This is a genomic window from Burkholderia sp. AU4i (assembly GCF_000466765.1).
Lineage (GTDB): Bacteria > Pseudomonadota > Gammaproteobacteria > Burkholderiales > Burkholderiaceae > Burkholderia > Burkholderia cepacia.
On the sequence record NZ_ASSI01000088.1, the window covers coordinates 1 to 23,781 of the forward strand.

Consider the following 23,781-nt stretch of genomic DNA (forward strand, 5'->3'; position numbering starts at 1 on the left):
GCTGCATGCGGCGGCCGCCACCACGCGCTGCGCGGTGGCGGCGTGCCGCATCATTTCGGCGGGGCGTCGCCGTTGTTCCTGCCGTTGCGCCGGCGCAGCCCGGGGCCGAACGTGAAGCCGAACGCGAGCAGCACGAGCGACACCGCGAGCACGATGTTGTTGCCGCTCGTCACGTAAGGCGTGAAGCCGCTCGTGCCTTCGATCCGTACGTCGAGCGAGCCGATCGTGAACGGCTTCAGCTGGCCGAGCACGCGGCCGCGCGCATCGATCGCGGCCGTCATCCCGGTGTTGGTCGAGCGCAGCATCGGCCGGCCCGTCTCGAGCGAGCGCATCCGTGCGATCTGCAGGTGCTGGTCGAGTGCGATCGTGTCGCCGAACCACGCGAGGTTCGTCACGTTGACGAGCACGCCCGGCGGCTGCGGGTTGTCGCGGATCGTCGCGGCGATTTCCTCGCCGAACAAGTCCTCGTAGCAGATGTCGGCCATCACCGGCTGGTTGTGCACGAGGAACGGCTTCTGCACCGGCGCGCCGCGCGCGAAGTCGCCGAGCGGCATCTTCATCAGGTCGACGAACCACCGGAAACCCCACGGGATGAATTCGCCGAAGGGCACGAGGTGGTGCTTGTCGTAGTGATAGATGTCGCGCGAATTCGGCGTCACGCCGTACAGGCTGTTCGTATAGTCGACGTAGTGGCCGTCCTCGGTCACCGATGCGCCGACCGCGCCGAACAGCACGGCCGAGCCCGTCGTGTCGCTGAACTTGCGGATCGCGACGGCGAACGGCTCGGGCAATTCCTGGATCATCACCGCGATCGCGGTTTCGGGCGTGACGATCAGGTCGGCCGGCTTCTCGACGATCATCTGCGTGTACATCTTGATCGCCGCGTCGATGCCCGCTTCCTCGAACTTGATGTCCTGCTTCACGTTGCCCTGCAGCAGCCGCACGGTGAGCGGCGCGTTCGCGGGCACGGTCCACGTGACCTGCGACAGCCCGAGACCGGCCGCGATCAGCGCGACCGCGATGCCGGCCGGCGCGGCGATGCGCACACGCGCATTGCCGGCACGGGGTTCGGCGAGCGGCGACGGCCGGGCGGCGGCGAGCGCCTGCACGACGAGCGCGGCGAACAAGGCCAGCACCCACGCGATCCCGTACACCCCGGCGACCGGCGCGAAGCCCGCGAACGGGCCGTCGACCTGCGGATAGCCGCTTGCGAGCCAAGGGAAGCCGGTGAAGACGGTGCCGCGCAGCCATTCGCCGAGTGCCCATGCGCTCGCGAATGCGAATGCGCCGTGCCAGGTCGGTGAAAACGGCCGCGGGTCGGGCGTGCGGCGATGCCACGCGTGGCCTGCGCAGAACGACCACAGCCCGGCGGAGAACGCCGGGTACAGCGACAGGTACAGCGAGAACAGCACGAGCGCGCCGCCCGCGAGCGGCGCGGCCATCTCGCCGTAGACGTGCATGCTGATGTAGAGCCACCAGATGCCGCTGATGAAGTTGCCGAAGCCGAACGCGCCGCCGGTGAGCGCGGCGCTGCGCCAGCTCCCGGTGCGCGTGAGCTGCGCGAAAAACCAGACGAATACGACGAGTTGCAGCCAGCCGCCATGCGGCGTCGGCGCGAAGCTGAGCGTATTGGCGGCGCCGGCGAGCAGCGCGGCCGGGTAGTGCCAGCGCGGCAGCGCGCGCCCGGGAGGTGGCGCGAGAAGACCGCCAGCCGGGCGGGACAGGATCGGATCGTCCATGTGAAGCGAAGGTGGGCGAGCGGTTGTGGAACGCGCGGCTGGCGCGCGACGGTCAGTCCTCGTGCGAGGTTTCGGCGCGACGGCTCGCGAGCGGATTGCGACGCACCAGCAGCACGTGGACCTGGCGCGCATCGCCGCGCTGGATCTCGAACACGAGGTTGCCGAGCTGCAGCTTCTCGCCGCGATGCGGGACGCGGCCGAAATGATGCGTGATCAGCCCGCCGATCGTATCGACTTCGTCGTCCGGGAAATCGGTGCCGAACGTCTCGTTGAACTGTTCGATCTCGGTAAGCGCACGCACGCGGTAGCGGCCGTCGGGCCCCGAGATGATGTTGCCGGCTTCCTCGTCGAAATCGTATTCGTCCTCGATGTCGCCGACGATCTGCTCGAGCACGTCCTCGATCGTGATCAGGCCCGCGACGCCGCCGTATTCGTCGACGACGATCGCAAGGTGGTTGCGGTTCACGCGGAAGTCGTGCAGCAGCACGTTCAGGCGCTTCGATTCGGGAATGAACACGGCCGGGCGCAGCATCCCGCGCACGTCGAATTCCTCTTCGGCATAGAAACGCAGCAGATCCTTCGCGAGCAGCACGCCAATGACGTTGTCGCGGTTCTCCTCGTACACGGGGTAGCGCGAGTGCGCCTTTTCGAGGACGAACGGGATGAAATCCTCGGGCTTGTCGGCGATGTTGATCGCGTCCATCTGTGCGCGCGGCACCATGATGTCGCGCGCGCACAGGTCGGACACCTGGAACACGCCTTCGATCATCGACAGCGAATCGGCGTCGATCAGGTTGCGTTCGTGGGCGTCCTGGAGGATTTCCAGCAGCTCGCCGCGGGATTCGGGCTCGGGCGAGATGAAGTCGGTCAGGCGCTCGAGCAGCGAGCGCTTTTCTTGCGGTTTGTCGGTTGGCTTACGACTGGGATACGAATCGTTCATGGTGGTGCGCCCGGGTCATGCCGGAGCGCGCTGTCACGGAGTAGGCAAGGATACACCAAGGGCACGACGCGACCGTGTCACACCGGCCGCACGGCCAGGGTGGGCAGCGCGTACGGGCCCCGCTCTCGGACGGCCGCGCCGGGCGCGACATCGTCCTCGCGTCCATCCTATCCCAGAAAAGGGCGGCGGGGCAGCGGCGAAAAAAACGGGTGCGGACGGGAAGCGGAGCCGTGACGCGGAAAAGCGTTCGGCCGGGGTGGTGAGCGGCGGCATTCTGCCGCACGCGGACTTCGCCCGGCCGCGGTTCAGAACCGCATGCCGGCCGAGCAGCCGCCGGCGGCCGCGCCGTTGGTCGCGGCGCCGCCGCAGCCGAGTATTCCGCAGCCGGACAGCGCGACGCTCGCGGCGACGATCAGCGCGGCAACCCTGCAACGCGACCAGCGAGACGGTTTCATCGGTCTTGCCCTCCCAAGAATGCGCCCACGGCGCGGCAGCGCGTGGCGGCGAGCCGGACGCCGTGCCGCGTCACCGGCATCGCGCGAGCAGCCCTTCGAGCGCGCGATCGGGGATGCCGCTCGCGCGCAGCGCGTCGACCGTGCGGCTGACGTAGTCGAGCGTCGTGCCGTAGCGGCCGGCCGCGCAACTGAACACTTCCTTGACGACGGGGTCGGGCAGCTTGCCCGTATAGGTCGGCGCTTCGCGGCGCATCACGAACGCGAGTGCGTTCACGCGCTCGCCGTTCTCGAGCGAGCACGGCAGCCATGCGGGCCGGTACGAACCCATCGGCATCTCGCGTTTCCACAACGTTTCGAGGTGCGGTTGCGCGGTCGGGCCGGCGAGCCGGAACGCGATGCCCGAGCACGAGCCGCCGCGATCGAGCGCGAGCACGAGGCCCGGGCGTTCGGGCGTGCCGCGGTTCACGCGCGACCACAGATAGAGCCCGCGATGATAGCCGTGCACCTTGCCGCGTATGGCTGCGACGGTCGGCAATCCCGGATTCCAGATCAGCGAGCCATAGCCGAACAGCCACAGATCCTGCCGGCCGTCCCAGTCGCGCATCGTGTGCGCGAGCGACGCCGCGAGTTCGTCTTCCGTCAGCAGGCGCCCGTCGCCGATCGACGGCGGGTAGGCGGGCGAGAGCGTCGCGGCGTTGCGCATCGTGCGGACGGCTTACTGGTACGGGTTCGGGAAGCCCAGCTTCGCGAGGATGTCGACTTCGAGCGCTTCCATTTCGGCTGCGTCCTCGTCGCTCGTCTCGTGGTCGTAGCCCTGCGCGTGCAGCGCGCCGTGCACCAGCAGGTGCGCGTAATGGGCGGTGAGCGGCTTGTCCTGGTCGCGCGCTTCCTTCTCGACGACCGGGCAGCACAGCACGAGGTCGCCGATCACGGTGCCGTCGGGCGCCGCGTCGTACGCGAAGGTCAACACGTTGGTCGGATAGTCCTTGTGGCGGTAGCCGGCGTTCAGCGTGCGGCCTTCTTCTTCGCCGACGAAGCGCACGGTGAGCTGCGCACTGGAGAACAGCGCCGGTTCGAGCCATTCGGCGATCAGCTTGCGCTTGGGCAGCGTTTTGCGCACGTCGCTCGTGATCTCGTCGCCGTACTGCACGGACAGGTCGAGCTCCGGCTCGCGCAGTGCGTCTTCGGTGTCGTCCTCGCGCGGTGCGGGCTCGGCACCCACGTGCAGCGTCACGCTGTCGTAGTGCTCGGGCTGCAGCGCGATCTTCGCGCGCATGGCCGGATCGTTGTGCTGCGCGACGATCGCGACGGCGGCTTCCCCGGAACTGCCCGACAGGTCGAACATCAGGCTGCGGCCGTCAGGGAAGTCGATGCGCAGCCCTTGTGCGTTGACGGTCCGGGCCTTGCCTTTCGCATCGAACAGCGAAAGGCGGGGGGAGGCGGGCGCGGCGGACTGGGCGCGCCCGGACTTGCGGGAACGGGAGGATTTCATGACGCGTGCGGCGATTGGGACGCGTTGAGGATACACCAAACGGCCGATCGCACCCGAATTCGCGCAGGCGAAAAAAAGCCCGGCGCGCCGTCTGGCGGGCCGGGCCGGGCTGTCAGGCCGGGCGGCGTGCAGGTGCCGCCGGCCGGTCAGCCGTCCTGGTGCTGCGCGTGGAATTCGTCGTACGCCTCGACGATGCGCGCGACGAGCGGATGGCGCACGACGTCCGCGCTCGTGAAGCGCGTGAGCGCGATGCCGCGCACGCCGCCGAGCACCTGCTGCGCCTCGACGAGGCCGCTCTTGTGGCCGCGCGGCAGGTCGACCTGGCTCGTGTCGCCGGTCACGACCGCCTTCGAGCCGAAGCCGATTCGCGTGAGGAACATCTTCATCTGCTCGGGCGTCGTGTTCTGCGCCTCGTCGAGGATGATGAACGCGTGGTTCAGCGTGCGGCCGCGCATGTACGCGAGCGGCGCGATCTCGATCATCTGGCGCTCGAACATCTTCGCCGTCTTGTCGAAACCGAGCAGGTCGTACAGCGCGTCGTACAGCGGGCGCAGGTACGGGTCGACCTTCTGCGCGAGATCGCCCGGCAGGAAGCCGAGCCGCTCGCCGGCCTCGACGGCCGGGCGCGTCAGCACGATCCGCTTGACCTGGTCGCGCTCGAGCGCGTCGACCGCGCAGGCGACCGCGAGGTAGGTCTTGCCGGTGCCGGCCGGCCCGATGCCGAACGTCACGTCGTGCGACAGGATCTGCTTCAGGTATTCGCGCTGCGCCGGCGTGCGGCCGCGCAGGTCGGCACGCCGCGTGTAGAGCTTCGGCGCGGGTTCCTCGTCCGGCTCGCTGGCGTCGAGCTGGACGACGGGGTCGTCGAACGGATGGTCGGGGTCGCCGCGGAAGCGCACGTCGAGCGTGTCCTGGCGGCCGTTGCCGCCCGTGTGGCGCACCTCGACCAGCGCGAGCTGGATGTCGTCGACCGACAGCGCATCGCGCGCGCGGTTGTAGAAGTTCTCGAGCGCGGCGAGCGCGAGCTTGGCGCCGCGCCCGCGGATCGCGATCCGGTGGCCGCGTCGCGACAGCGTGACGTCGAGCGCCTGTTCGATCTGCCGCAGGTTCTCGTCGAGCGGGCCGCAGAGGTTGGCGAGGCGCGCATTGTCGTCGCGCGGCGCGACGAATTCCAGTGCTTGGGTCGGCTTCAAAGTGGCGTCGGGCTCCAGTGGAACGTCAGTGCGTGGCCGCGCTCGCGTCGTCGCTCACGAGCACGAGCTCGCCGCGCAGCGAATGCGGGTACGCGTGGTTGATCTTCACGTCGATCATCTGGCCGATCAGGCGCGGGTGCGACGCGAGCGGCGCCGGGAAATTCACGACCCGGTTGTTCTCGGTGCGGCCCGCGAGTTCGTTCGGGTCCTTGCGCGACGGGCCCTCGACGAGGATCCGCTCGACCTTCCCGACCATCGACTGGCTGATGCGCGCGACGTTTTCCTCGATGGTCGCCTGCAGATGTTGCAGGCGTTTGAGCTTGACCTCGCGCGGCGTGTCGTCGTGCAGGTTCGCGGCCGGCGTGCCAGGGCGCGGGCTGTAGATGAACGAGAAGCTGGTGTCGTAGCTCATCTCGTGCACGAGCGCCATCATCTTGTCGAAATCGTCCTCGGTCTCGCCGGGGAAGCCGACGATCATGTCGGTCGACAGCGACAGGTCCGGGCGGATCGCGCGCAGCTTGCGGATCACCGACTTGTATTCGAGCACCGTGTAGCCGCGCTTCATCGCCATCAGGATGCGGTCGGAGCCGTGCTGCACGGGCAGGTGCAGGTGGCTCACGAGCTTCGGCACCTTCGCGTAGGCGTCGATCAGCCGCTGCGTGAACTCCTTCGGGTGCGACGTCGTGTAGCGGATCCGCTCGATGCCCGGGATGTCGGCGACGTATTCGATCAGCGTCGCGAAATCGGCGATCTCGGTCGAGCCGGCTGCCAGCGCGCCCCGATAGGCATTCACGTTCTGGCCGAGCAGCGTGACTTCGCGCACGCCCTGGTCGGCGAGGCCGGCCACTTCGGTCAGCACGTCGTCGAGCGGGCGCGACACTTCATCGCCGCGCGTGTACGGCACCACGCAGTAGCTGCAGTACTTCGAGCAGCCTTCCATGATCGACACGAACGCGCTCGGCCCCTCGACGCGCGCGGGCGGCAGGTGGTCGAACTTCTCGATCTCGGGGAAGGTGATGTCGACCTGCGCGCGGCCGCTCTCGCGGCGCGCGTCGATCATCTGCGGCAGGCGGTGCAGGGTTTGCGGGCCGAACACGAGGTCGACGTACGGCGCGCGCGACACGATCGATGCGCCTTCCTGGCTCGCGACGCAGCCGCCGACGCCGATCAGCAGGCCGGGCTTCGCTTCCTTCAGCTCGCGCACGCGGCCGAGATCGGAGAACACCTTTTCCTGCGCCTTTTCACGCACCGAGCACGTGTTGAACAGGATGATGTCCGCGTCTTCCGGCGTGTCGGTCTTTTCGAGGCCTTCGGCCGCATTCAGCACGTCCACCATCTTGTCCGAGTCGTACTCGTTCATCTGGCAGCCGAAGGTCTTTACGTAAACTTTCTTGGTCATGGGGATTCGCCGTTCGCAGTGGTTGACCTGGGGGCGTCGTCAAGAGTGAATCGGGACGGCCGCGCGCGCCGCACGCGGATCGCGTGCAGCCAGCATGTGAAAGGCCGTCGGGAAAGCTTTCCATTATAGCTTTTCACGCTGCCCGGGACGGGCGGCGGGTTGCGGCCGCGCGACGCCGGCCGGCGCGTTCCGACCCTCGAGCCGCGATGCGCCGGCCGTCAGCGGCACGCGTTCAGCAGGTCGTCGTGTGCAGCTTCCTCGCGTGCGAAGCGTTCGGCGAGAAAGTCGAGCAGCACGCGCACGCGCGGCGCCATGTAGCGCTTGCCGGGATAGATCGCGTGCAGCGGCGCGCTCTGGTGCCGCCAGTCGGGCAGCAGGACCTTGAGCCGCCCGGCGCGGATGTCGTCGGCGACATCCCAGATCGAGTTCAGCACGATGCCGCGGCCGCGCAGCGCCCATTCGCGGGCGAGGCCGCCGTCGTTGGTCTCGAACGCGTTGGCGAGCGGCACCGTGCAGGTCTGCGTGTCGTCGCCGCGCGTGAAGCGCCACGTGTTCATCGGCCCGGACGCGATCGTGATCACGTTGCATGGAAAGCGGGCCAGATCGTGCGGATCGCGCGGCACGCCGTGGCGTTCGACGAACGACGGCGCCGCGCACGGCACGCGCCGGTCCGCGGCGAGCCGGCGGGCGATCAGCGCGCCGTCGGGCGGCGCGGCGAAACGGATCGCGAGGTCGATCTCGTCCTGCCACAGGTTCACCGTCGAGTCGGACGCCGTCAGCGAGAACGTCACGTCCGGGTAAAGCGCGGTGAATTCGTCGAGCCAGTCGAGCAGCCGGCGGCGGCCGAAATCGGACGTCGCCGACAGCCGAACCCGGCCGGCGACCACGTTGCGGCCGGCCTGGAGCAGCGCGTTTGCGTCGTCGAGCGCCTGCAACGCCTGCCGGCAGCCGTTCAGGTACAGGCGCCCCTCGTCGGTGAGCCGCAACTGCCGGGTCGAACGGTCGAGCAGCCGGGTGGCGACCGCCGCCTCGAGCTTCGCGAGGCGCGCGCTCGCGGCGGCCGGCGTGAGGTTCAGCTTGCGCCCGGCGGCGGACAGGCTGCCCAGTTCGGCCGCCTCGACGAACAGCCGGATATCGCCCAGTCGGTCCATGCAATTTTCCAGAAATATTTGAAAATGGTTCAAACGCCACGCCAATTATCAAATAGCGATGTCTTCGGGACAATGCGCACATCCTGCCTTTTGTGCGGTGCGGCACCGACCGGGCGCCGCGTCCGCCGCCTTCCGGAGAACGTCATGCCCATTCCGTTACTGGCGCTTGCGATCAGCGCCTTCGCCATCGGTACCACCGAGTTCATCATCATGGGCCTGCTGCCCGAAGTGGCGCACGACCTGGCCGTGTCGCTGCCGTCGGCCGGCCTGCTGGTCACCGGCTACGCGCTCGGTGTCGCGGCCGGCGCGCCGCTGCTCGCGGTGCTGACGAGCCGCATGCCGCGCAAGGCCGCGCTGCAGCTGCTGATGGCGATCTTCATCGTCGGCAACGTGCTGTGCGCGACCGCGTCCGGCTACGCGATGCTGATGGTTGCGCGCGTCGTCACGTCGTTCGCGCACGGGTCGTTCTTCGGGATCGGCGCGGTGGTCGCCGCGTCGCTCGTGCCGGCCGACAAGCGCGCGAGCGCGATCGCGCTGATGTTCACGGGGCTCACGCTGTCGAATGTGCTCGGCGTGCCGTTCGGGACGTTCGTCGGGCAACTGCTCGGCTGGCGCGCGTCGTTCTGGATCGTCGCCGGGCTCGGCGTGCTGGCGCTCGGCGGCGTCGCCGCGCTCGTGCCGAACCGTCACGACAGCGGGCCGGGCGGCCTCGGCCACGAAGTGCGCGTGCTGAAGGAGCCGCAGGTGTGGCTCGCGCTGTTGATGACCGTGCTCGGCTTCGGCGGCGTGTTCGTCGTGTTCACGTACATCGCGCCGATCCTCGAGACCGTGTCCGGTTTCTCGCCGCGCTCGGTCGCGCTGATCCTCGTGCTGTTCGGCGCGGGGCTGACGATCGGCAACACGCTCGGCGGCAAGTTCGCCGACCGCGCGCTGATGCCGTCGCTGATCGCGATCCTCGTCGCGCTGATGGCCGTGATGGCCGTCTTCGCGAAGACGAGCCACCTGCCGGTCGCGGCCGCCGTCACCGTGTTCGTGTGGGGGATCGCCGCGTTCGCGACGGTGCCGCCGCTGCAGGCGCGCGTGGTCGAGAAGGCCGCGAGCGCGCCGCATCTCGCGTCGACGCTCAACATCGGCGCGTTCAACGTCGGCAATGCGGGCGGCGCGTGGCTCGGCGGCCTTGCGCTGGAACACGGCCTCGCGCTCGATGCGCTGCCGTGGGTCGCCGTCGCGGTGACGTTCGCGGCGCTCGTCGTCACGTGGTTCGCGATGCGGCTCGACACGCGCGGGTCGGCACGCGGTGCGGCGCCGGCGGCGCAATGAGCGAGCCCGGCGGCGCGACGCGATAGCGGCGGGAAACGGGGCGCGAGAAACGCATTCCTCCGCGATGCTGATAACGGTGTGAAGATAACTTCGTTTGCCGGTGCAAGGCCGGGTGATAGCGTTTCGATACGCGCCGTTGCTGGCGCAACCCGATTCCCCATCCCGGCTTACCCCATACGCAGGGCCGCACAGCGGCCCGGAGGCAATGCTATGTCTTCATCCCTGGCGCTCGTGCGCGACGTGTCTTCCTTCGAGTCCGGCGACGCCGCCGATGCGCGGGCGTCCGCGTCGCTCGACGTTCTCGAGCAGGTCGTCGGCGTGAACCTCGCGCGCTTGCGTGCCGAGCGGCAGTTGTCGCTCGATGCGCTCGCGCGGCTGTCCGGCGTGTCGCGCGCGATGCTCGCGCAGATCGAGTCGGCGCGCAGCGTGCCGTCGATCAAGGTGCTCTGCAAGATCGCCGCGGCGCTGAAGGTTTCGGTCGCCGCCTTCCTGCGCCGCCATGCGGTGAACGGCTTCGAGCACCTGGCGGCCGAGCGCGCGTCGCGCGTCGTCAGCTCGAACGGCCGCTTCTCGGCACGCGCGCTTTATCCGGAAGGCGAGCCGGCCGCGGCGGAATTCCACGAGCTGCGGATCGCGCCGCTGCACACGGAGCCCGGCGCACGCCGCGCGCCCGGCACGACGGTCAACCTCGTCGTCAGCGAGGGCACGCTCGAAGTCAGCGTGCACGACCGCCGCCAGTTGCTCGCGACCGGCGATGCGATCGTGTTCGATGCCGACCAGCCGTACAGCCTGCGCAACCCGGGCGACAGCGAGGCGCGCGCGTTTCGCGTGACGGTGAGCCCCGAGGTGCCGCCGCGCTGGCTCGTGCCCGATGCGGCACACGCCGCGCATGCGGCCGGCTGATCGCACAGGCCGCCCGGTGCGGGCCGCGTTCCCGTCGTTCGGGCGGGATCGCGGGTCGTCCGTCGGCCGTTCGGACGATGCCGTTAGACGGGGTCGTCGGTAAGGTTTTAGCTGGAGTTCACTGCGCCGCGCGCGCAGCTGTTGTATGCTTGGCCCGCCGTTGACGGGGTTGTCCCGTCCGGCAATCAGTGCGTCTTCAGGGCGGGGCGAAATTCCCCACCGGCGGTAGGCTGGCGTAAGCCGGCGAGCCCGCGAGCGCCCGCGCATCCGCGCGGGGTCAGCAGATCTGGTCGAATGCCAGAGCCGACGGTCACAGTCCGGATGAGAGAAGATGTGCAGATAGTCATGTCCGCCAGGGCCGCTTCGCCGCATGCGCGAAGCGGGTTGTCGTTCTGTCTGTTTGCAATGCCCTGAAACGTTTTTCGCCCAAACCGTATTTGCGAGGAGCGTTTCACATGTCCTTGATGTCCGTTTCGTCGGCACCTGCCGACGCCTTTGCCGATCTCCCGTTGCTGGATTCCGAACCGGTGCCGCCGCGCATCGCCGCCGCGCTCGATGCGATGCGCGCAGGCCGTGCGGTCGTGCTGCAGGACGACCACGACCGCGAGAACGAAGCCGACCTGATCGTTGCCGCCGAGCGCATCACGCCCGAGACGATGGCGCTGCTGATCCGTGAGTGCAGCGGCATCGTGTGCCTGTGCCTGACCGACGACACGGTGCGCGCGCTCGAGCTGCCGCCGATGGTGCAGACCAACGAGAGCCGCAACGGCACCGCGTTCACCGTCTCGATCGAGGCACGCGAAGGCGTGCATACGGGCGTATCGGCGGCCGATCGCGTGACGACGATCCGCGCGGCGATCGCCGAAGGGGCGAAGCCGCACGACATCGTGCGCCCCGGCCACGTGTTTCCGTTGCGTGCGCAGCCGGGCGGCGTGCTGGCACGCCGCGGTCACACCGAAGGCACGGTCGACCTGTCGATCCTCGCGGGCCTGAAGCCGGCCGGCGTGCTGTGCGAGCTGATGAATCCCGACGGCACGATGACGCGCGGCGACGATGTCGAGCGTTTCGCGCAACGGCACGGGCTGCCGATGCTGACGATCGCGGAACTCGTCGAGTTCCGCGAGTCGCTGGCCGCCGCGCGCGAGCGCTGCTGCGAACCGGCCTGAGTGAAAGGGAAGGGGAAAGCGGGCGCGTTCATGCGCCCGTGGCACGGCGTGCGTGAAGCGGCGCACGCCGGAACGACCGTCAGGACTGTACGTCCGCGAATTCGCCGCGCATGCCGGCTTCGACGAACGCCGGCAGCTCGTCCATCCTGCGCATGATCCGCGTGATGCCCATCGCGCGCAGCGCGTCCGCGTAGTTGTCGGGGATGTGGCTCGCGCCGACGAACGCGATCGTCTTCATGCCCGCCGCCCGCGCGGCATTCAGCCCGGACACGCTGTCTTCCACGACGATGCAGCGCGCCGGCGCGACGCCGAGTGTTTGCGCCGCATGCAGGTAGACGTCGGGGTAGGGCTTCGGCCGCGCCACCTGCTCGGAGCTGAACACGCGATCGCCGAAGATCTCGGTGAGCGATGCGCGCTTCAGCGAATTGCGCACGCGCGCGAGCCGGCTGTTCGACACGACGGCCGCCGGCAGGCTCACCTGCAGCAGCGCGTCGCGCACGCCGGTGATCGGCGCGAGCGATTGCGCCAGCGCGCTCTCGATGTTGTGCTCGATCGTTTCGATGAAGTTGGCGGGCATCTCGATCCCGAAGCGGGATTCGATCCCGGCCAGGAAGCGCGACGTCTGCTGGCCGAACGCCGACTTCGCGGCGGCTTCGAAATCGATGTTCGGGAACGTGGAGGACAGCGTATCGAGCAGCACGCGGTCGGCGATGACTTCGCTGTCGACGAGCACGCCGTCGCAGTCGCAGATGAGGTGATCGAGCATGGTGGTGAAGAAGCGGAATGTCGGCGACGCAGATCAATTCGCCATCATACGTGCTTTCACGCGCATGCCGCGAGACGCTTCGGCAGGTTTTCCCGATGCCGCGCGTGTGGCCTGGCGATTCCGGTCGCGCGGCGCGTCGCCGCGCGCGGGTTCGGCCGTGCGGTGGGGTTCGTCGAGGGAATGCGCGTGGCGAGCATGCCGGTCGAACGCGGGATCGACGTGAGCCCGGCGGCCGTGGCGGATGCGGGCGTGAAGCTGAAGTCGCTCGTGTCGGCCGGAGGCGAGCGCTAGCGCGAACGTGGCGGGGGAGGCGCGAAGAAAGGCGCATGAAGCGCGCGTCGGTGGCGGCCGCGCGCTTCGGTCAGGCCGAGATCAGGCCGAGATCAGGCCATCGCGTGCAGGTGCAGGTACAGGCCGGCCGCCGCGGCGCCGCCCAGCAGCGGGCCGACGACGGGCACCCATGCATAGCGCCAGTCGCTGTCGCGCTTGCCGGGGATCGGCAGCAGCGCGTGCATGATGCGCGGCGACAGGTCGCGCGCGGGGCTCATCGCGTAGCCGGTCGGGCCGCCGAGCGAAATGCCGATGCCGAGCACGAGCAGGCCGACGGGCAGCGCGTCAAGCGCGCCGAGGCCGACCTGCGGCGACGCGAGGTACAGCACGCCGAGGATCAGCACGAAGGTGCAGATCGCTTCGGTCAGCACGTTGTGCGTGACGCTGCGGATCGCGGGCGCCGTGCAGAACACCGCGAGCTTCAGGTCCGCATCGGCTTCCTTCGCGAAGTGCTGGCGATACGCGAGCCACACGAGCAGGGCGCCCGCCATCCCGCCGAGCATCTGCGCGAGGATGTAGCCGCCGACTTTCGACCACGCGAACTTGCCCGCGAGCGCGAGACTGATGGTGACGATCGGGTTCAGGTGCGCGCCGCTGAACGACGCGGTCACGTAGACGGCGACGAATACGGCCATCGCCCAGCCCATCACGATCACGATCAGGTCCGCGCCTTTGCCCTTGGTCTTTGCAAGCAGCACGTTTGCGACCGCGCCGTTGCCGAGCAGCACGAGGATCGCTGTGCCGATGAACTCTGCAATATAAGGTGACATGGTTGTCTCTCGTATGTCATCGCGGACTCGCGCGCGAGCGCGGTCCGCCGGTGTTGTTGTATTTCGTATGGAAGGCTGACGATTACTGGGTATCGTCGGCCCACGCCTTCGCGGCGCGTACCGCGCGCTGCCAGCCGGCCATGCAGCTTTCGACTTGCTCCTTCGGCATCGACGGCGAGAAGCGGCGATCGAGCTGCCACTGGCTGCGCACTTCGTCGAGGTTCTTCCAGTAGCCGATCGCGAGGCCCGCGAGGTAGGCCGCGCCGAGCGCGGTCGTCTCGGTGATCTGCGGACGCACCGCGTCGACGCCGAGCAGGTCGGCCTGGAACTGCATCAGCAGGTCGTTCGCGCTCGCGCCGCCGTCGACGCGCAGCTCGCCGATGCTGATGCCCGAATCGGCTTCCATCGCGGCCAGCACGTCGAGCGACTGGTACGCGATCGAATCGAGCGCCGCCCGCGCGAGGTGCGCGGAGGTCGTGCCGCGCGTGACGCCGAATACCGAGCCGCGCGCCCGTGCGTTCCAGTGCGGCGCGCCGAGGCCGGCGAACGCGGGCACCAGGTAGACGCCGTCGGTGTGCGGCACGCTCGCGGCGAGCGCCTCGATTTCGGCGGCCGACTTGATGATGCCGACGCCGTCGCGCAGCCACTGCACCACCGCGCCCGCGATGAAGATGCTGCCTTCCAGCGCGTACTGCACGTTGTCGCCGATCTGCCAGGCGATCGTCGTGACGAGGTTGTTCTTCGATTCGATCGGCTTGTCGCCGGTGTTCATCATCAGGAAGCAGCCGGTGCCGTAGGTGTTCTTCACCATGCCGGACTGCGTGCACATCTGGCCGAACAGCGCCGCCTGCTGGTCGCCCGCGATGCCCGCGAGCGGGATCTTCGACGCGAACACGGTGGTCTTCGTGTGACCGTAGATTTCCGACGATGCCTTCACGTCCGGCAGCATGCTGCGCGGGATGTCGAGCATCTCGAGCAGTTCGTTGTCCCATTCGCGCGTGTGGATGTTGAACAGCATCGTGCGCGACGCGTTCGTGACGTCGGTCACGTGCAGTTCGTGCTTCGTGAAGTTCCACACGAGCCAGCTGTCGACGGTACCGAACGCGAGCTTGCCCTGCCTGGCCTTCTCGCGTGCGCCCGGCACGTTGTCGAGGATCCAGCGGATCTTGGTCCCGGAGAAGTACGAGTCGATCGGCAGGCCGGTCTTCGCGCGCACCTTCGCCTCGAGGCCCTGTGCTTTCAGCGAATCGCAGAAGTCGGCCGTGCGGCGATCCTGCCAGACGATCGCGTTGTAGACGGGCTGGCCGGTCTCGCGATCCCAGACGATCGTGGTTTCGCGCTGGTTGGTGATGCCGATCGCGGCGATCGACGTGCCGTTCAGGCCCGTGCGCGTGACGGCTTCGGCGGCGACGCCGGCTTGCGTCGACCAGATTTCCTGCGGGTCGTGCTCGACCCAGCCGGGTTGCGGGTAGATCTGCTCGAATTCCTTCTGGGCGATCGATACGATATTGCCCTGGCGATCGAACAGCATCGCGCGGGAACTCGTGGTGCCCTGGTCAAGCGCGAGGATGTACTGATCCTGCATGTCTCTCATCTCCATCCGTGGATTTGGCTTAGTTGTGATGCGCGCCGCATGGGGGGCGGCGCGTCGGTGAGTCAACGTCGGTACGGCAACTGCTACTGCATTCGGGTCAGGCCTGCGGCGCGTGCGCGGCGGCGAACCACGCGTCGATCGCGGCCGTCACCGCGTCGAGCGTGCCCGGCGCGACGTGCAGGCCGAGCTTCGAGCGGCGCCACAGCACGTCCTGCGCGCAGGTCGCCCATTCGGCGTCGCGCAGGTAGCGCAGTTCGGCGTCGTGGATGCCCGGGGCGATTTCGGTGCCGAGATCGGCGAGCGACTTCGCGCCGTCGATCACGCGCTCCGCGCGCGTGCCGTACGCACGTGCATAGCGGCGGGCGAGCGCGGCGGGCAGCCACGGGTGGCGTTTCGCGAACGCGGCGGCGAACACGTCGAAGTTCGCGTTCGCGATGTCGCCGCCCGGCAGCGCGACGCCGGCCGTCCAGGTCTTCGCGTCGCGGCCGAGCGCGCGGCTCAGCATGTCGCCGGCTTCTTCCGCGAGCTTGCGGAACGTCGTGATCTTGCCGCCGAACACCGACAGCAGCGGGGCGCCCGCGCCGTCGTCGAGTTCGAGGCGATAGTCGCGCGTGACGGCCGACGCGTTCGCCGCGTTCTCGTCTTCCAGCAGCGGGCGCACGCCCGAATAGGTCCAGTGCACGTCGGCCGGCGAGATCTTGCGCTTGAAGTAGCGGTTGATCGAATCGCACAGGTACTGCGTCTCGTCGCGATCGATCGCGACCTTCGCGGGATCGTTCGTGTATTCGACGTCGGTCGTGCCGATCAGCGTGAAGTCGTGCTCGTACGGAATCGCGAAGATGATCCGCTTGTCCGGGTTCTGGAAGATGTACGCGTGATCGTGATCGAACAGGCGGCGCGTGATGATGTGGCTGCCCTTCACGAGCCGCACGCTGTGATGCGCGCCGCGGCCGAGCGCGCCGTGCAGCACGTCGCCGACCCACGGGCCGGCCGCGTTCGCGATCGCGCGCGCATGCACGACGCGGATCGAACCGTCGGCGTGCTGCAGCCGCGCTTCCCATTCGTCGCCGCGACGTTCGGCGGATACCAGCTTCGTGCGCGTCAGGATCTCGGCGCCGCGCTCCTTCGCGTCCAGCGCGTTCAGCACGACGAGGCGCGCGTCGTCGACCCAGCCGTCCGAATAGACGAAACCGCGCTTGATCGAATCGATCAGCGGCGTGCCGGCCGCGTGGCGGCGCATGTCGATGCCGCGCGAGCCGGGCAGCAGTTCGCGTTTCGCGAGGTGATCGTAGAGGAACAGGCCGATTCGGATCAGCCAGGCCGGACGCAGGTTCGGCATGTGCGGCATCACGAAACGCAGCGGCCCCATGATGTGCGGCGCCGCGCGCAGCAGCGTCTCGCGCTCCTGCAGCGCCTTGCGCACGAGCCCGAACTCGTTGTACTCGAGGTAGCGCAGGCCGCCGTGAATCAGCTTCGTGCTGCACGACGACGTGTGCGACGCGAGATCGTCCTGCTCGCAGAGCAGGACCGACAGGCCGCGGCCGGCCGCATCGCGCGCGATGCCTGCGCCGTTGATGCCGCCGCCGACGACGAGCAGATCGTAGCGATTCGGTTGGGTCACCTGCTGTCCTTATCGTCTGAGGGAAATGGTTGAACAGAAAATGTTCGAATTCGAAATTTAACGAACGAAATCGAAAAAGTAAAGTTCGATAAAGCGGGGCCAGTAGCGCGCTGCGCGATCCCGGACGATACTGGCGGAATCGACCGTTTCGCGAGGTGAATCATGCGTATTGGGATGTGGGCCGGCGTGTGCGCCGTCCTTCTGGCGGGGTGCAGTGCCGGTATGCCGCCGCTCGTCGGCAACTGGCGCACGCCGTCGTTCGTCGATCTGCAGACGTCGTGCGGCGGCGCGGCGCGCGACTGGGGCGCGGACGCGCAGCCGGTCTATTCGACGCTGTACGACGCATACGTGGCTAAACGGTATCGCGGGCTGACCGAAGCGAACTATTGTGCGTTCGTAAACGAACTTTCGACGCGCTATGCGGCGCCCGACGCGGCGGCGCGTGCCGGCTGGATCGCGTATTTCAACGGCGCGCGGGCGCAAGCCATCAGCTGGCGGGCGGCGGTCGATCCGACGCTGCGCGGCGGCTGAAGCAGGTGGGGGGCGACGAGGCGGGGAAGCGAGGAAGCAGAAGCGGCCGCGCGGCCCGGAATCCGGGCCGCGCGGTCAGGTCGGCAACGGTGTGGTTTTACGAATAGCGGTATTTGATGGATCGCAGCGCGGCGTCGCCGGTCTCGGTCACGCAGTACTTGCGCCCCGATCCGAGCCCTTCCAGGCGGACGAGCTGCTGCTCCAGCAGTGCGTCGATTTCGTCCCGATCCATCGAGGTTTGATCGGGAGCGTCCTTCACAAGCAATAGCGTGGCGAATTCATGCGGACTCAGCATCGTTCTCTCCATGGCGACCAGTCAGCCCGCGCGGCCGGCGCAACGGCCGGCGCGCGATACCCAGCGGGGTATGGTTTGGGGGGAAAAGCTGCATTCGCCGGCCATGCCATTCGTCTGCGCCCTGGCACAGGCGCAACGGTCGGACGGGCCGGGGAACTGGAGTCTAGTCGAGCATGCGGGCAACCACAAATCGTGCCCCGTTAATTTTCCGTTTGACAGCCGGGCCCCGCGCAAGCGGTTTGCTCGCAGCGCCAACTTCTTGATTTCACTTGAAGTTTCGGGTGCGGTGCAGCATCGCGGCCGTCACTCCGCGACGTACACCTGCGTGCCGGCGGTCGCCACCGCGTCGGCCATCTCCGGCGGCAGCGGCTTGTCGGTGAAGAGTGCGTGCACCTGGCTCAGGTGGCCCTGGCGCACCAGTGCCGGGCGGCCGACCTTCGAATGGTCGGCGACGAGGTAGACCGTGCGCGCATGCTGCATGATCGCCTCGGCCACACGCACCTCGCGCGTGTCGAAGTCGCGCAGCGTGCCGTCGGCCTCGATCGCCGACGTGCCGATGATCGCGTAGTCGACCTTGAACTGGCGGATGAAGTCGATCGCGAGTTCGCCGACGATGCCCTTGTCCCACGGCCGCACGATGCCGCCCGTGATCAGCACCTCGCAGTCGGGGTAGCCGCTCATCATCGATGCGACGTTCAGGTTGTTCGTGATCACGTGCAGCCCGTGGTGGCGGTTCAGCGCGCGTGCGACTTCCTCGGTGGTCGTGCCGAGGTTGATGAACAGCGACGCCTGGTCGGGAATGTGCGACGCCGCGAGCGCCGCGATGCGCCGCTTCTCGTCATGGAACATCCGTTGGCGCGCCGTGTACGACACGTTCTCGGAGCTGGTCGGCAGGCTCGCGCCGCCGTGATAGCGGCGCAGCAGGTTCAGGTCGGCGAGCCAGTTCACGTCGCGGCGGATCGTCTGCGGCGTCACCGCGAAGTGCGCGGCGAGATCGTCGACGGTCACGAAGCCGTCGCGCTGCACCCATTCGAGCAGTTCCTGCTGGCGCGCGTTGAGGGTGAGGCGGGGATCTCGGGTCATGGCTCGGTGGTCGTGTCGTGAGACGGAGCGGGTATTGTAAGGGCGGCAACGCCGTTAGGCCGGTATGGCCGCCAGGGTCGCCGGCAATTCATGCGGAAATTGCATTGATTCATGTGACAAATGAATTTGTGCGATCGCGCTGATCGCGCTGCAATGGTGGATTGCCCGCGCGCGCGGGTGCGCGCCCGGCGCTTCATTCAGCTTTCGACGAGGTGGAACCGATGACTGGCTTCAACTGGCACAACCCGTATCCGACGACCCGCATTCCGGTGTTCGCGCGCAACGTCGTGTCGACGTCGCACCCGCTCGCCGCGCAGGCCGGGCTCCGGATGCTGTGGAAGGGCGGCAACGCGGTCGACGCGGCGCTGGCCGCCGCGGCTGCGATCACGGTCGTCGAGCCCGTGTCGTGCGGGCTCGGCGGCGATGCGTTCGCGCTCGTGTGGGACGGCGAGCGGCTGTCCGGGCTGAACGCGTCGGGTGTCGCGCCGGCCGCGTGGAACGTCGACTATTTCCGCCGGCGCCACGGCGAGGCGGCGAACGGCATCGCGAACAAGCCGACGCGCGGCTGGGATACCGTCACCGTACCGGGTGTGATCGCGGGCTGGGAAGCGCTGCATGCGAAGTTGGGTTCGCTGCCGTTCGCGGACCTGCTCGAGCCGGCGATCGAGATCGCGGAGCGCGGTTATGCGGTGCCGCCGATCGTCGCGCACAAGTGGGCGGCCGCCGTGCCCGAGCTGCAGGGGCTGCCGGGCTTCGCGGAGACCTTCATGCCGCGCGGTCGCGCGCCGCTCGTCGGCGAGCGCGTGTGCCTGCCCGGTCATGCGCAGACGCTGCGCACGCTCGCGAAGGAGGGGGCCCGCGCGTTCTACGAGGGCGCGCTCGCCGAGCGCATCGCCGCGTTCTCGCGCGAAGGCGGTGGCGCGCTGACCGCGGCCGACCTGCGAGCGTACCGGCCGGAATGGGTCGAGCCGATCGGCAAGCGCTTCGGCCGTCACACGATCCACGAGATTCCGCCGAACGGGCAGGGCATCGCCGCGCTGATCGCGCTCGGGATCGCCGAGCGCGCGGGCGTGACGGAATGGCCGGTCGATTCGGTCGACTCGCAGCATCTGCAGATCGAGGCGATGAAGCTCGCGTTCGCGGATGTCTATCGCTACGTCGCCGATCCGCGCGCGATGGAGGTCACGCCTGAGCAGATGCTCGACGACGCGTATCTCGCCGAACGCGCGAAGCTGATCGATCCCGCGCGCGCGACGCACTTCGGCGCCGGCCGGCCGCGTTCGGGCGGCACGATCTACCTGTCGGCGGCCGACGAGCGCGGGATGATGGTGAGCTTCATCCAGTCGAACTACATGGGCTTCGGTTCGGGGCTCGTCGTGCCCGGTACCGGCATCGCGCTGCAGAATCGCGGGCACGGCTTCTCGATGGACCCGGCGTCGCCGAACGTCGTCGCGGGCGGCAAGCGGCCGTTCCACACGATCATCCCGGCGTTCGTCACCGAGGAGGCCGACGGCCGCACGCAAGCCGTGATGAGCTTCGGCGTGATGGGCGGCGACATGCAGCCGCAGGGGCACCTGCAGACCGTCGTGCGGATGCTCGGCTACGGGCAGCAACCGCAGGCCGCCTGCGATGCGCCGCGCTGGAAGGTCAACCGCGACTTCACGCTCGACGTCGAGGCCACGATGAATCGCGCGACCGTCGATGCGCTGGCCGCGCGGGGCCATACGATCAAGTCGATCGACGATCCTTACATGGATTTCGGTTCCGGGCAGTTCATCTGGCGTCTCGACCGCGACGATCGCGAGCGCGGCTACGTGGCCGCGAGCGACAGCCGGCGCGACGGCCTGGCGGCAGGTTTCTGACGGATTGCCGCCGGCTTTCACCGGCATTTCCAGCGCTTCACGGGCGGCCGGACGGCCGCCCGTTTCGTTTGCCGCGGCCCGTATCGTCGAGCGGGCGCAAGCGGTTTGAAGGACTCGTCTAACGAACGGCAACAGACGTCGTGGAACTGCGCTTGTCAGGTATGGTCAGTGCTCTGGAGCACGAACGTCAAAGTCCGGCTAAGATGCCAGCATGGTTCGGCCGGACCAATCCACTATAAACGCAAGTAAAACGCCGCCTGCGGGTCGGTCGGCGCCTGTGCCGAAGGCATGGGCCGGCGCCCGTGCGACGACTGGGAGCGCACCACCATGGACACCAAAACGACGCATGTGATGCCGTGGCGCATCGAGGACATCGACCTGAACCGGATCGATCGTCAGCGTGCCGCCGCGAACGAGGACCTGTTGCTGCTGCTGTGCGCGTCGTCGTTCATCGAAAGCGGCTCGGATCTCTACACGAGCAATCTGAGCCAGTTCTTCAATGACGATCCGGAAGTCTCCGCATGGCTCAACAATGCATGGGAGCACGAAGAATTGCAGCACGGGCGCGCGCTGAAGGCGTACATCGCGCACGTGTGGCCCGAGTTCGACTGGGATACCGCGTTCTCGAATTTCTTCGCCGAGTATTCGTTGACCTGCAAGGTCGAGGCATTCGAGAAGACCCGCGCGCTCGAGATGGTCGCGCGCTGCGTCGTCGAGACGGGCACGGCCACGCTCTATCGCGCGATCAACGAATGCTCGGACGAGCCCGTGCTGAAGGAAATCACCGACAACATCCGCACGGACGAAGTGCGTCACTACAAGCACTTCTTCAAGTTCTTCAAGAAGTACAACCAGCTCGAAGGCAACGGCCGGCTCGCGGTGCTCGGCGCGCTCGCGCGTCGCGTGATGGAAATCAAGAACGAGGATTCCGAGATCGCGCTGCGCCACGTGTTCGCGGTCCGCTATCCGGATCGTGTGGGCGACAGCCAGTACAACCGTGAGCGCGCCGCGCGCATCAGCAAGCTGGTGCGGCGCAACCTGTCGGCCGACATGTGCGTGAAGATGCTGCTCAAGCCGCTCGACCTGCCCGCGAAGATCCAGCCGGGCGTCCACTATCCGCTCACGAAGATCACGCGGCACGTGTTCCTGCGCTGATCGCCGCGGCGCGGCCCGTCGCGCGTATGCTGCGGCTCGTTCATCCGCTTTCCACCGGGGCCACGCCACCATGACCGATACCCATCGCCACGCGCTCGAACAATGGACGTTCGATGCGTGGCCGCCGACCGTCGTCTCGCTGTTCGACGGCACGGCGCTCGAGCGTCATGCCGACTTCGCCGCATCGCTGATCGTCGCGACCGACGACGGCCAGTTGCGCACGACGCTGCTCGGCGTCGGCGAGATCTATGCCCACGATGCGCGCACGCTGCTGCTTGCGCTCTGGCCGCAATCGCGTGCGGCGCGCGCGGTCGAGCAACGGCGTACGGCCGCGCTGACGCTCGTCGCGGACGGCGCGTTCTTTCAGGCGCAATTGACGATGGAGCCGCTCGAAGGGGACTTCGGCGGACTGGCCGGATTCGCTGCGACGATCGCGCACGGCGATGCGCAGCGGGTCGGTTATGCGTGTCTCGCGACGGGCGTCACGTTCACGCTGGAAGGGGAGCGCGCCGCGGTGCTCGAACGCTGGCAACGCCAGGTCGAGCACCTGCGGCGCGCGGCCGCGCGGCTTCAGTGACCGCGCTGGCCGCTGCGCGACGAACGGTTGCGGTTCGGGTGCGCGGCGTTGCCGTTCGCGGGGCGTGCGGCATTGCCGCCGCCCGCCGGGCGTCCGCCGCTGCCGCCGGCACCGCCTTGCGTGCGCGGCTTCGCGGCCTTCTGCTGCGATGCTTTCGGCTGTGCGTTGCCGTCGCGTTTCGCGGCCGGCTGGCCTGAGCCGCCCGCACGCGGCTGGCGATTGCCGCCACCGCCGCCACCGCCGCGCGGCTGCTGTTGCCCGCGGCGCTGCTGGATCGGCTCCGGCTTCGCGTTCGGATCGGGTTCGAAGCCCGCGATCACTTCCTGCGGAATCTCGCGCTTGATCAGCCGCTCGATGTCGCGCAGCAGCTGCTTCTCGTCGACGCACACGAGCGACACGGCTTCGCCGGTCGCGCCCGCGCGGCCCGTGCGGCCGATCCGGTGCACGTAGTCTTCCGGCACGTTCGGCAGGTCGAAGTTGACGACGTGCGGCAACTGGTCGATGTCGATCCCGCGCGCGGCGATATCGGTCGCGACGAGCACCTGCAGCGTGCTGTTCTTGAACTCCGCCAGCGCGCGCGTGCGGGCCGACTGGCTCTTGTTGCCGTGGATCGCCATCGCGCTGATGCCGTCCTTCGTCAGCTGCTCGGCAAGCCGGTTCGCGCCGTGCTTCGTGCGCGTGAACACGAGCACCTGGAACCAGTTGTGTTCGCGGATCAGGTGCGTGAGCAGTTCGCGCTTGCGGTCGCGGTCGACCGGGTGGATCTTCTGCGCGACGCTCTCGGCGGTCGTGTTGCGGCGGGCGACCTCGATCAGCGCGGGCGAGTCGAGCAGGCTGTCGGCGAGCGCCTTGATCTCGTCGGAGAACGTGGCCGAGAACAGCAGGTTCTGGCGCTGCGGCGGCAGCTTCGCGAGCACGCGCTTGATGTCGTGGATGAAGCCCATGTCGAGCATCCGGTCGGCTTCGTCGAGCACGAGGATGTCGAGGTCCGACAGGTCGATCGTCTTCTGCTGCATGTGATCGAGCAGGCGGCCCGGCGTCGCGACGACGATGTCGACACCGCGCTTGAGCGCGTCGATCTGCGGATTGATGCTGACGCCGCCGAACATCACGGTCGAGCGCAGCTTCAGGTACTTGCTGTAGGCACGGACGCTTTCCTCGACCTGGGCGGCGAGTTCGCGCGTCGGCGTGAGGATCAGCGCGCGCACCGCGCGCTTCGCGCCGCGATGCTCGGCGTAGAACGTGTGCAGGCGTTGCAGGATCGGCAGCGTGAAGCCTGCCGTCTTGCCGGTGCCCGTCTGCGCACCGGCGAGCAGGTCGCCGCCGCCGAGGACGGCAGGGATCGCCTGCTGCTGGATGGGAGTCGGCGACGTATAGCCGAGCTCGTTGACCGCCTTGACGAGCGGTTCGGCCAGGCCGAGAGATTCGAAAGACATAGA

At 68.2% G+C, this 23,781-nt stretch carries 22 protein-coding genes and 1 riboswitch; of the genes, 7 read left to right on the forward strand and 15 right to left on the reverse strand.

What is annotated here, in order from left to right; translation table 11 throughout:
* Positions 1-50: 50 nt before the first annotated feature.
* The 8 genes from lnt to L810_RS20310 all read right to left on the reverse strand — a co-directional run bounded on the left by lnt (position 51) and on the right by L810_RS20310 (position 8,369).
* On the reverse strand, positions 51-1,739 hold the full coding sequence (lnt, locus tag L810_RS20280) for an apolipoprotein N-acyltransferase (protein ID WP_021160149.1): 1,689 nt from the start codon (positions 1,737-1,739) through the stop codon (positions 51-53).
* Between the two features lie 52 nt (positions 1,740-1,791).
* Positions 1,792-2,679, reverse strand: a complete 888-nt coding sequence (locus tag L810_RS20285; protein ID WP_021160150.1) for an HlyC/CorC family transporter — start codon at positions 2,677-2,679, stop codon at positions 1,792-1,794.
* A gap of 305 nt (positions 2,680-2,984) precedes the next feature.
* Positions 2,985-3,134, reverse strand: a complete 150-nt coding sequence (locus L810_RS48470) for a hypothetical protein (RefSeq protein ID WP_021160151.1) — start codon at positions 3,132-3,134, stop codon at positions 2,985-2,987.
* A 70-nt stretch (positions 3,135-3,204) separates the two neighbouring features.
* Positions 3,205-3,837, reverse strand: coding sequence for a gamma-glutamylcyclotransferase (locus L810_RS20290; RefSeq protein ID WP_021160152.1), 633 nt, complete (start codon positions 3,835-3,837; stop codon positions 3,205-3,207).
* A 12-nt stretch (positions 3,838-3,849) separates the two neighbouring features.
* The gene (gene ybeY, locus L810_RS20295; RefSeq protein WP_021160153.1) at positions 3,850-4,626 is read right to left on the reverse strand and encodes an rRNA maturation RNase YbeY; all 777 of its coding nucleotides are present in this window, start codon (positions 4,624-4,626) and stop codon (positions 3,850-3,852) included.
* Between the two features lie 146 nt (positions 4,627-4,772).
* A complete protein-coding gene (locus L810_RS20300; RefSeq protein WP_021160154.1) occupies positions 4,773-5,819 on the reverse strand; it encodes a PhoH family protein in 1,047 nt (348 codons plus the stop codon).
* A gap of 25 nt (positions 5,820-5,844) precedes the next feature.
* Complete coding sequence (gene miaB / locus L810_RS20305; protein WP_021160155.1) at positions 5,845-7,218, reverse strand: tRNA (N6-isopentenyl adenosine(37)-C2)-methylthiotransferase MiaB; 1,374 nt, start codon at positions 7,216-7,218, stop codon at positions 5,845-5,847.
* Positions 7,219-7,436: 218 nt separating this feature from the next.
* A complete protein-coding gene (locus L810_RS20310) occupies positions 7,437-8,369 on the reverse strand; it encodes a LysR family transcriptional regulator (RefSeq protein WP_021160156.1) in 933 nt (310 codons plus the stop codon).
* A gap of 144 nt (positions 8,370-8,513) precedes the next feature.
* Here L810_RS20310 and L810_RS20315 point away from each other — a divergent pair, with 144 nt between their 5' ends.
* From L810_RS20315 to ribB, 3 genes are all read left to right on the forward strand, one after another.
* On the forward strand, positions 8,514-9,689 hold the full coding sequence (locus tag L810_RS20315) for an MFS transporter (protein ID WP_021160157.1): 1,176 nt from the start codon (positions 8,514-8,516) through the stop codon (positions 9,687-9,689).
* 210 nt (positions 9,690-9,899) lie between these two features.
* Complete coding sequence (locus L810_RS20320; RefSeq protein ID WP_021160158.1) at positions 9,900-10,592, forward strand: helix-turn-helix domain-containing protein; 693 nt, start codon at positions 9,900-9,902, stop codon at positions 10,590-10,592.
* Between the two features lie 188 nt (positions 10,593-10,780).
* Positions 10,781-10,929, forward strand: a riboswitch (FMN riboswitch).
* A gap of 118 nt (positions 10,930-11,047) precedes the next feature.
* A complete protein-coding gene (ribB, locus tag L810_RS20325) occupies positions 11,048-11,758 on the forward strand; it encodes a 3,4-dihydroxy-2-butanone-4-phosphate synthase (RefSeq protein WP_021160159.1) in 711 nt (236 codons plus the stop codon).
* 79 nt (positions 11,759-11,837) lie between these two features.
* Here ribB and L810_RS20330 read toward each other — a convergent pair whose 3' ends face one another.
* The 4 genes from L810_RS20330 to glpD form a co-directional block, all read right to left on the reverse strand.
* Positions 11,838-12,524 carry an HAD family hydrolase gene (locus L810_RS20330; RefSeq protein WP_021160160.1) on the reverse strand — a complete coding sequence of 229 codons (687 nt, stop codon included), beginning with the start codon at positions 12,522-12,524 and terminating at the stop codon, positions 11,838-11,840.
* Between the two features lie 383 nt (positions 12,525-12,907).
* Positions 12,908-13,624, reverse strand: a complete 717-nt coding sequence (locus L810_RS20335; protein ID WP_021160162.1) for an MIP/aquaporin family protein — start codon at positions 13,622-13,624, stop codon at positions 12,908-12,910.
* An 82-nt stretch (positions 13,625-13,706) separates the two neighbouring features.
* Positions 13,707-15,209 carry a glycerol kinase GlpK gene (gene glpK / locus L810_RS20340; protein ID WP_021160163.1) on the reverse strand — a complete coding sequence of 501 codons (1,503 nt, stop codon included), beginning with the start codon at positions 15,207-15,209 and terminating at the stop codon, positions 13,707-13,709.
* A gap of 106 nt (positions 15,210-15,315) precedes the next feature.
* A complete protein-coding gene (gene glpD, locus L810_RS20345; protein WP_021160164.1) occupies positions 15,316-16,839 on the reverse strand; it encodes a glycerol-3-phosphate dehydrogenase in 1,524 nt (507 codons plus the stop codon).
* A 162-nt stretch (positions 16,840-17,001) separates the two neighbouring features.
* On the opposite strand from glpD, the gene L810_RS20350 reads away from it, so the two are divergent.
* Positions 17,002-17,370, forward strand: a complete 369-nt coding sequence (locus L810_RS20350; RefSeq protein WP_042975499.1) for a hypothetical protein — start codon at positions 17,002-17,004, stop codon at positions 17,368-17,370.
* 97 nt (positions 17,371-17,467) lie between these two features.
* Here the strand turns inward: L810_RS20350 and L810_RS20355 are convergent, their stop codons facing one another.
* Positions 17,468-17,665, reverse strand: a complete 198-nt coding sequence (locus L810_RS20355) for a hypothetical protein (RefSeq protein WP_021160166.1) — start codon at positions 17,663-17,665, stop codon at positions 17,468-17,470.
* A gap of 303 nt (positions 17,666-17,968) precedes the next feature.
* Complete coding sequence (locus L810_RS20360) at positions 17,969-18,748, reverse strand: DeoR/GlpR family DNA-binding transcription regulator (RefSeq protein WP_027789189.1); 780 nt, start codon at positions 18,746-18,748, stop codon at positions 17,969-17,971.
* A gap of 221 nt (positions 18,749-18,969) precedes the next feature.
* Between L810_RS20360 and L810_RS20365 the strand changes: the two genes are divergently transcribed.
* The 3 genes from L810_RS20365 (at position 18,970) to L810_RS20375 (ending at position 22,342) form a co-directional block, all read left to right on the forward strand.
* Entirely contained in the window at positions 18,970-20,610 is a 1,641-nt protein-coding gene (locus tag L810_RS20365) for a gamma-glutamyltransferase family protein (RefSeq protein WP_021160167.1), read from the forward strand.
* 327 nt (positions 20,611-20,937) lie between these two features.
* On the forward strand, positions 20,938-21,765 hold the full coding sequence (locus tag L810_RS20370; protein WP_042975519.1) for a ferritin-like domain-containing protein: 828 nt from the start codon (positions 20,938-20,940) through the stop codon (positions 21,763-21,765).
* 70 nt (positions 21,766-21,835) lie between these two features.
* Positions 21,836-22,342: a hypothetical protein gene (locus L810_RS20375; protein WP_021160169.1), complete on the forward strand. Its 507-nt coding sequence runs from the start codon at positions 21,836-21,838 to the stop codon at positions 22,340-22,342.
* On the opposite strand, the gene L810_RS20380 is transcribed toward L810_RS20375, so the two are convergent.
* Positions 22,336-23,778: a DEAD/DEAH box helicase gene (locus L810_RS20380; RefSeq protein WP_021160170.1), complete on the reverse strand. Its 1,443-nt coding sequence runs from the start codon at positions 23,776-23,778 to the stop codon at positions 22,336-22,338. The two genes, L810_RS20375 and L810_RS20380, sit on opposite strands and share 7 nt — an antisense overlap.
* Positions 23,779-23,781 lie beyond the last annotated feature (3 nt).

Coding starts and splice junctions, on each gene's coding strand:
- lnt (WP_021160149.1), bottom strand. CDS start 1,739: ATGGACGATCCGATCCTGTCCCGCCCGGCTGGCGGTCTTCTCGCGCCA.
- L810_RS20285 (WP_021160150.1), bottom strand. CDS start 2,679: ATGAACGATTCGTATCCCAGTCGTAAGCCAACCGACAAACCGCAAGAA.
- L810_RS48470 (WP_021160151.1), bottom strand. CDS start 3,134: ATGAAACCGTCTCGCTGGTCGCGTTGCAGGGTTGCCGCGCTGATCGTC.
- L810_RS20290 (WP_021160152.1), bottom strand. CDS start 3,837: ATGCGCAACGCCGCGACGCTCTCGCCCGCCTACCCGCCGTCGATCGGC.
- ybeY (WP_021160153.1), bottom strand. CDS start 4,626: ATGAAATCCTCCCGTTCCCGCAAGTCCGGGCGCGCCCAGTCCGCCGCG.
- miaB (WP_021160155.1), bottom strand. CDS start 7,218: ATGACCAAGAAAGTTTACGTAAAGACCTTCGGCTGCCAGATGAACGAG.
- L810_RS20310 (WP_021160156.1), bottom strand. CDS start 8,369: ATGGACCGACTGGGCGATATCCGGCTGTTCGTCGAGGCGGCCGAACTG.
- L810_RS20315 (WP_021160157.1), top strand. CDS start 8,514: ATGCCCATTCCGTTACTGGCGCTTGCGATCAGCGCCTTCGCCATCGGT.
- L810_RS20320 (WP_021160158.1), top strand. CDS start 9,900: ATGTCTTCATCCCTGGCGCTCGTGCGCGACGTGTCTTCCTTCGAGTCC.
- ribB (WP_021160159.1), top strand. CDS start 11,048: ATGTCCTTGATGTCCGTTTCGTCGGCACCTGCCGACGCCTTTGCCGAT.
- L810_RS20330 (WP_021160160.1), bottom strand. CDS start 12,524: ATGCTCGATCACCTCATCTGCGACTGCGACGGCGTGCTCGTCGACAGC.
- L810_RS20335 (WP_021160162.1), bottom strand. CDS start 13,624: ATGTCACCTTATATTGCAGAGTTCATCGGCACAGCGATCCTCGTGCTG.
- glpK (WP_021160163.1), bottom strand. CDS start 15,209: ATGCAGGATCAGTACATCCTCGCGCTTGACCAGGGCACCACGAGTTCC.
- L810_RS20350 (WP_042975499.1), top strand. CDS start 17,002: ATGCGTATTGGGATGTGGGCCGGCGTGTGCGCCGTCCTTCTGGCGGGG.
- L810_RS20355 (WP_021160166.1), bottom strand. CDS start 17,665: ATGCTGAGTCCGCATGAATTCGCCACGCTATTGCTTGTGAAGGACGCT.
- L810_RS20360 (WP_027789189.1), bottom strand. CDS start 18,748: ATGACCCGAGATCCCCGCCTCACCCTCAACGCGCGCCAGCAGGAACTG.
- L810_RS20365 (WP_021160167.1), top strand. CDS start 18,970: ATGACTGGCTTCAACTGGCACAACCCGTATCCGACGACCCGCATTCCG.
- L810_RS20370 (WP_042975519.1), top strand. CDS start 20,938: ATGGACACCAAAACGACGCATGTGATGCCGTGGCGCATCGAGGACATC.
- L810_RS20375 (WP_021160169.1), top strand. CDS start 21,836: ATGACCGATACCCATCGCCACGCGCTCGAACAATGGACGTTCGATGCG.
- L810_RS20380 (WP_021160170.1), bottom strand. CDS start 23,778: ATGTCTTTCGAATCTCTCGGCCTGGCCGAACCGCTCGTCAAGGCGGTC.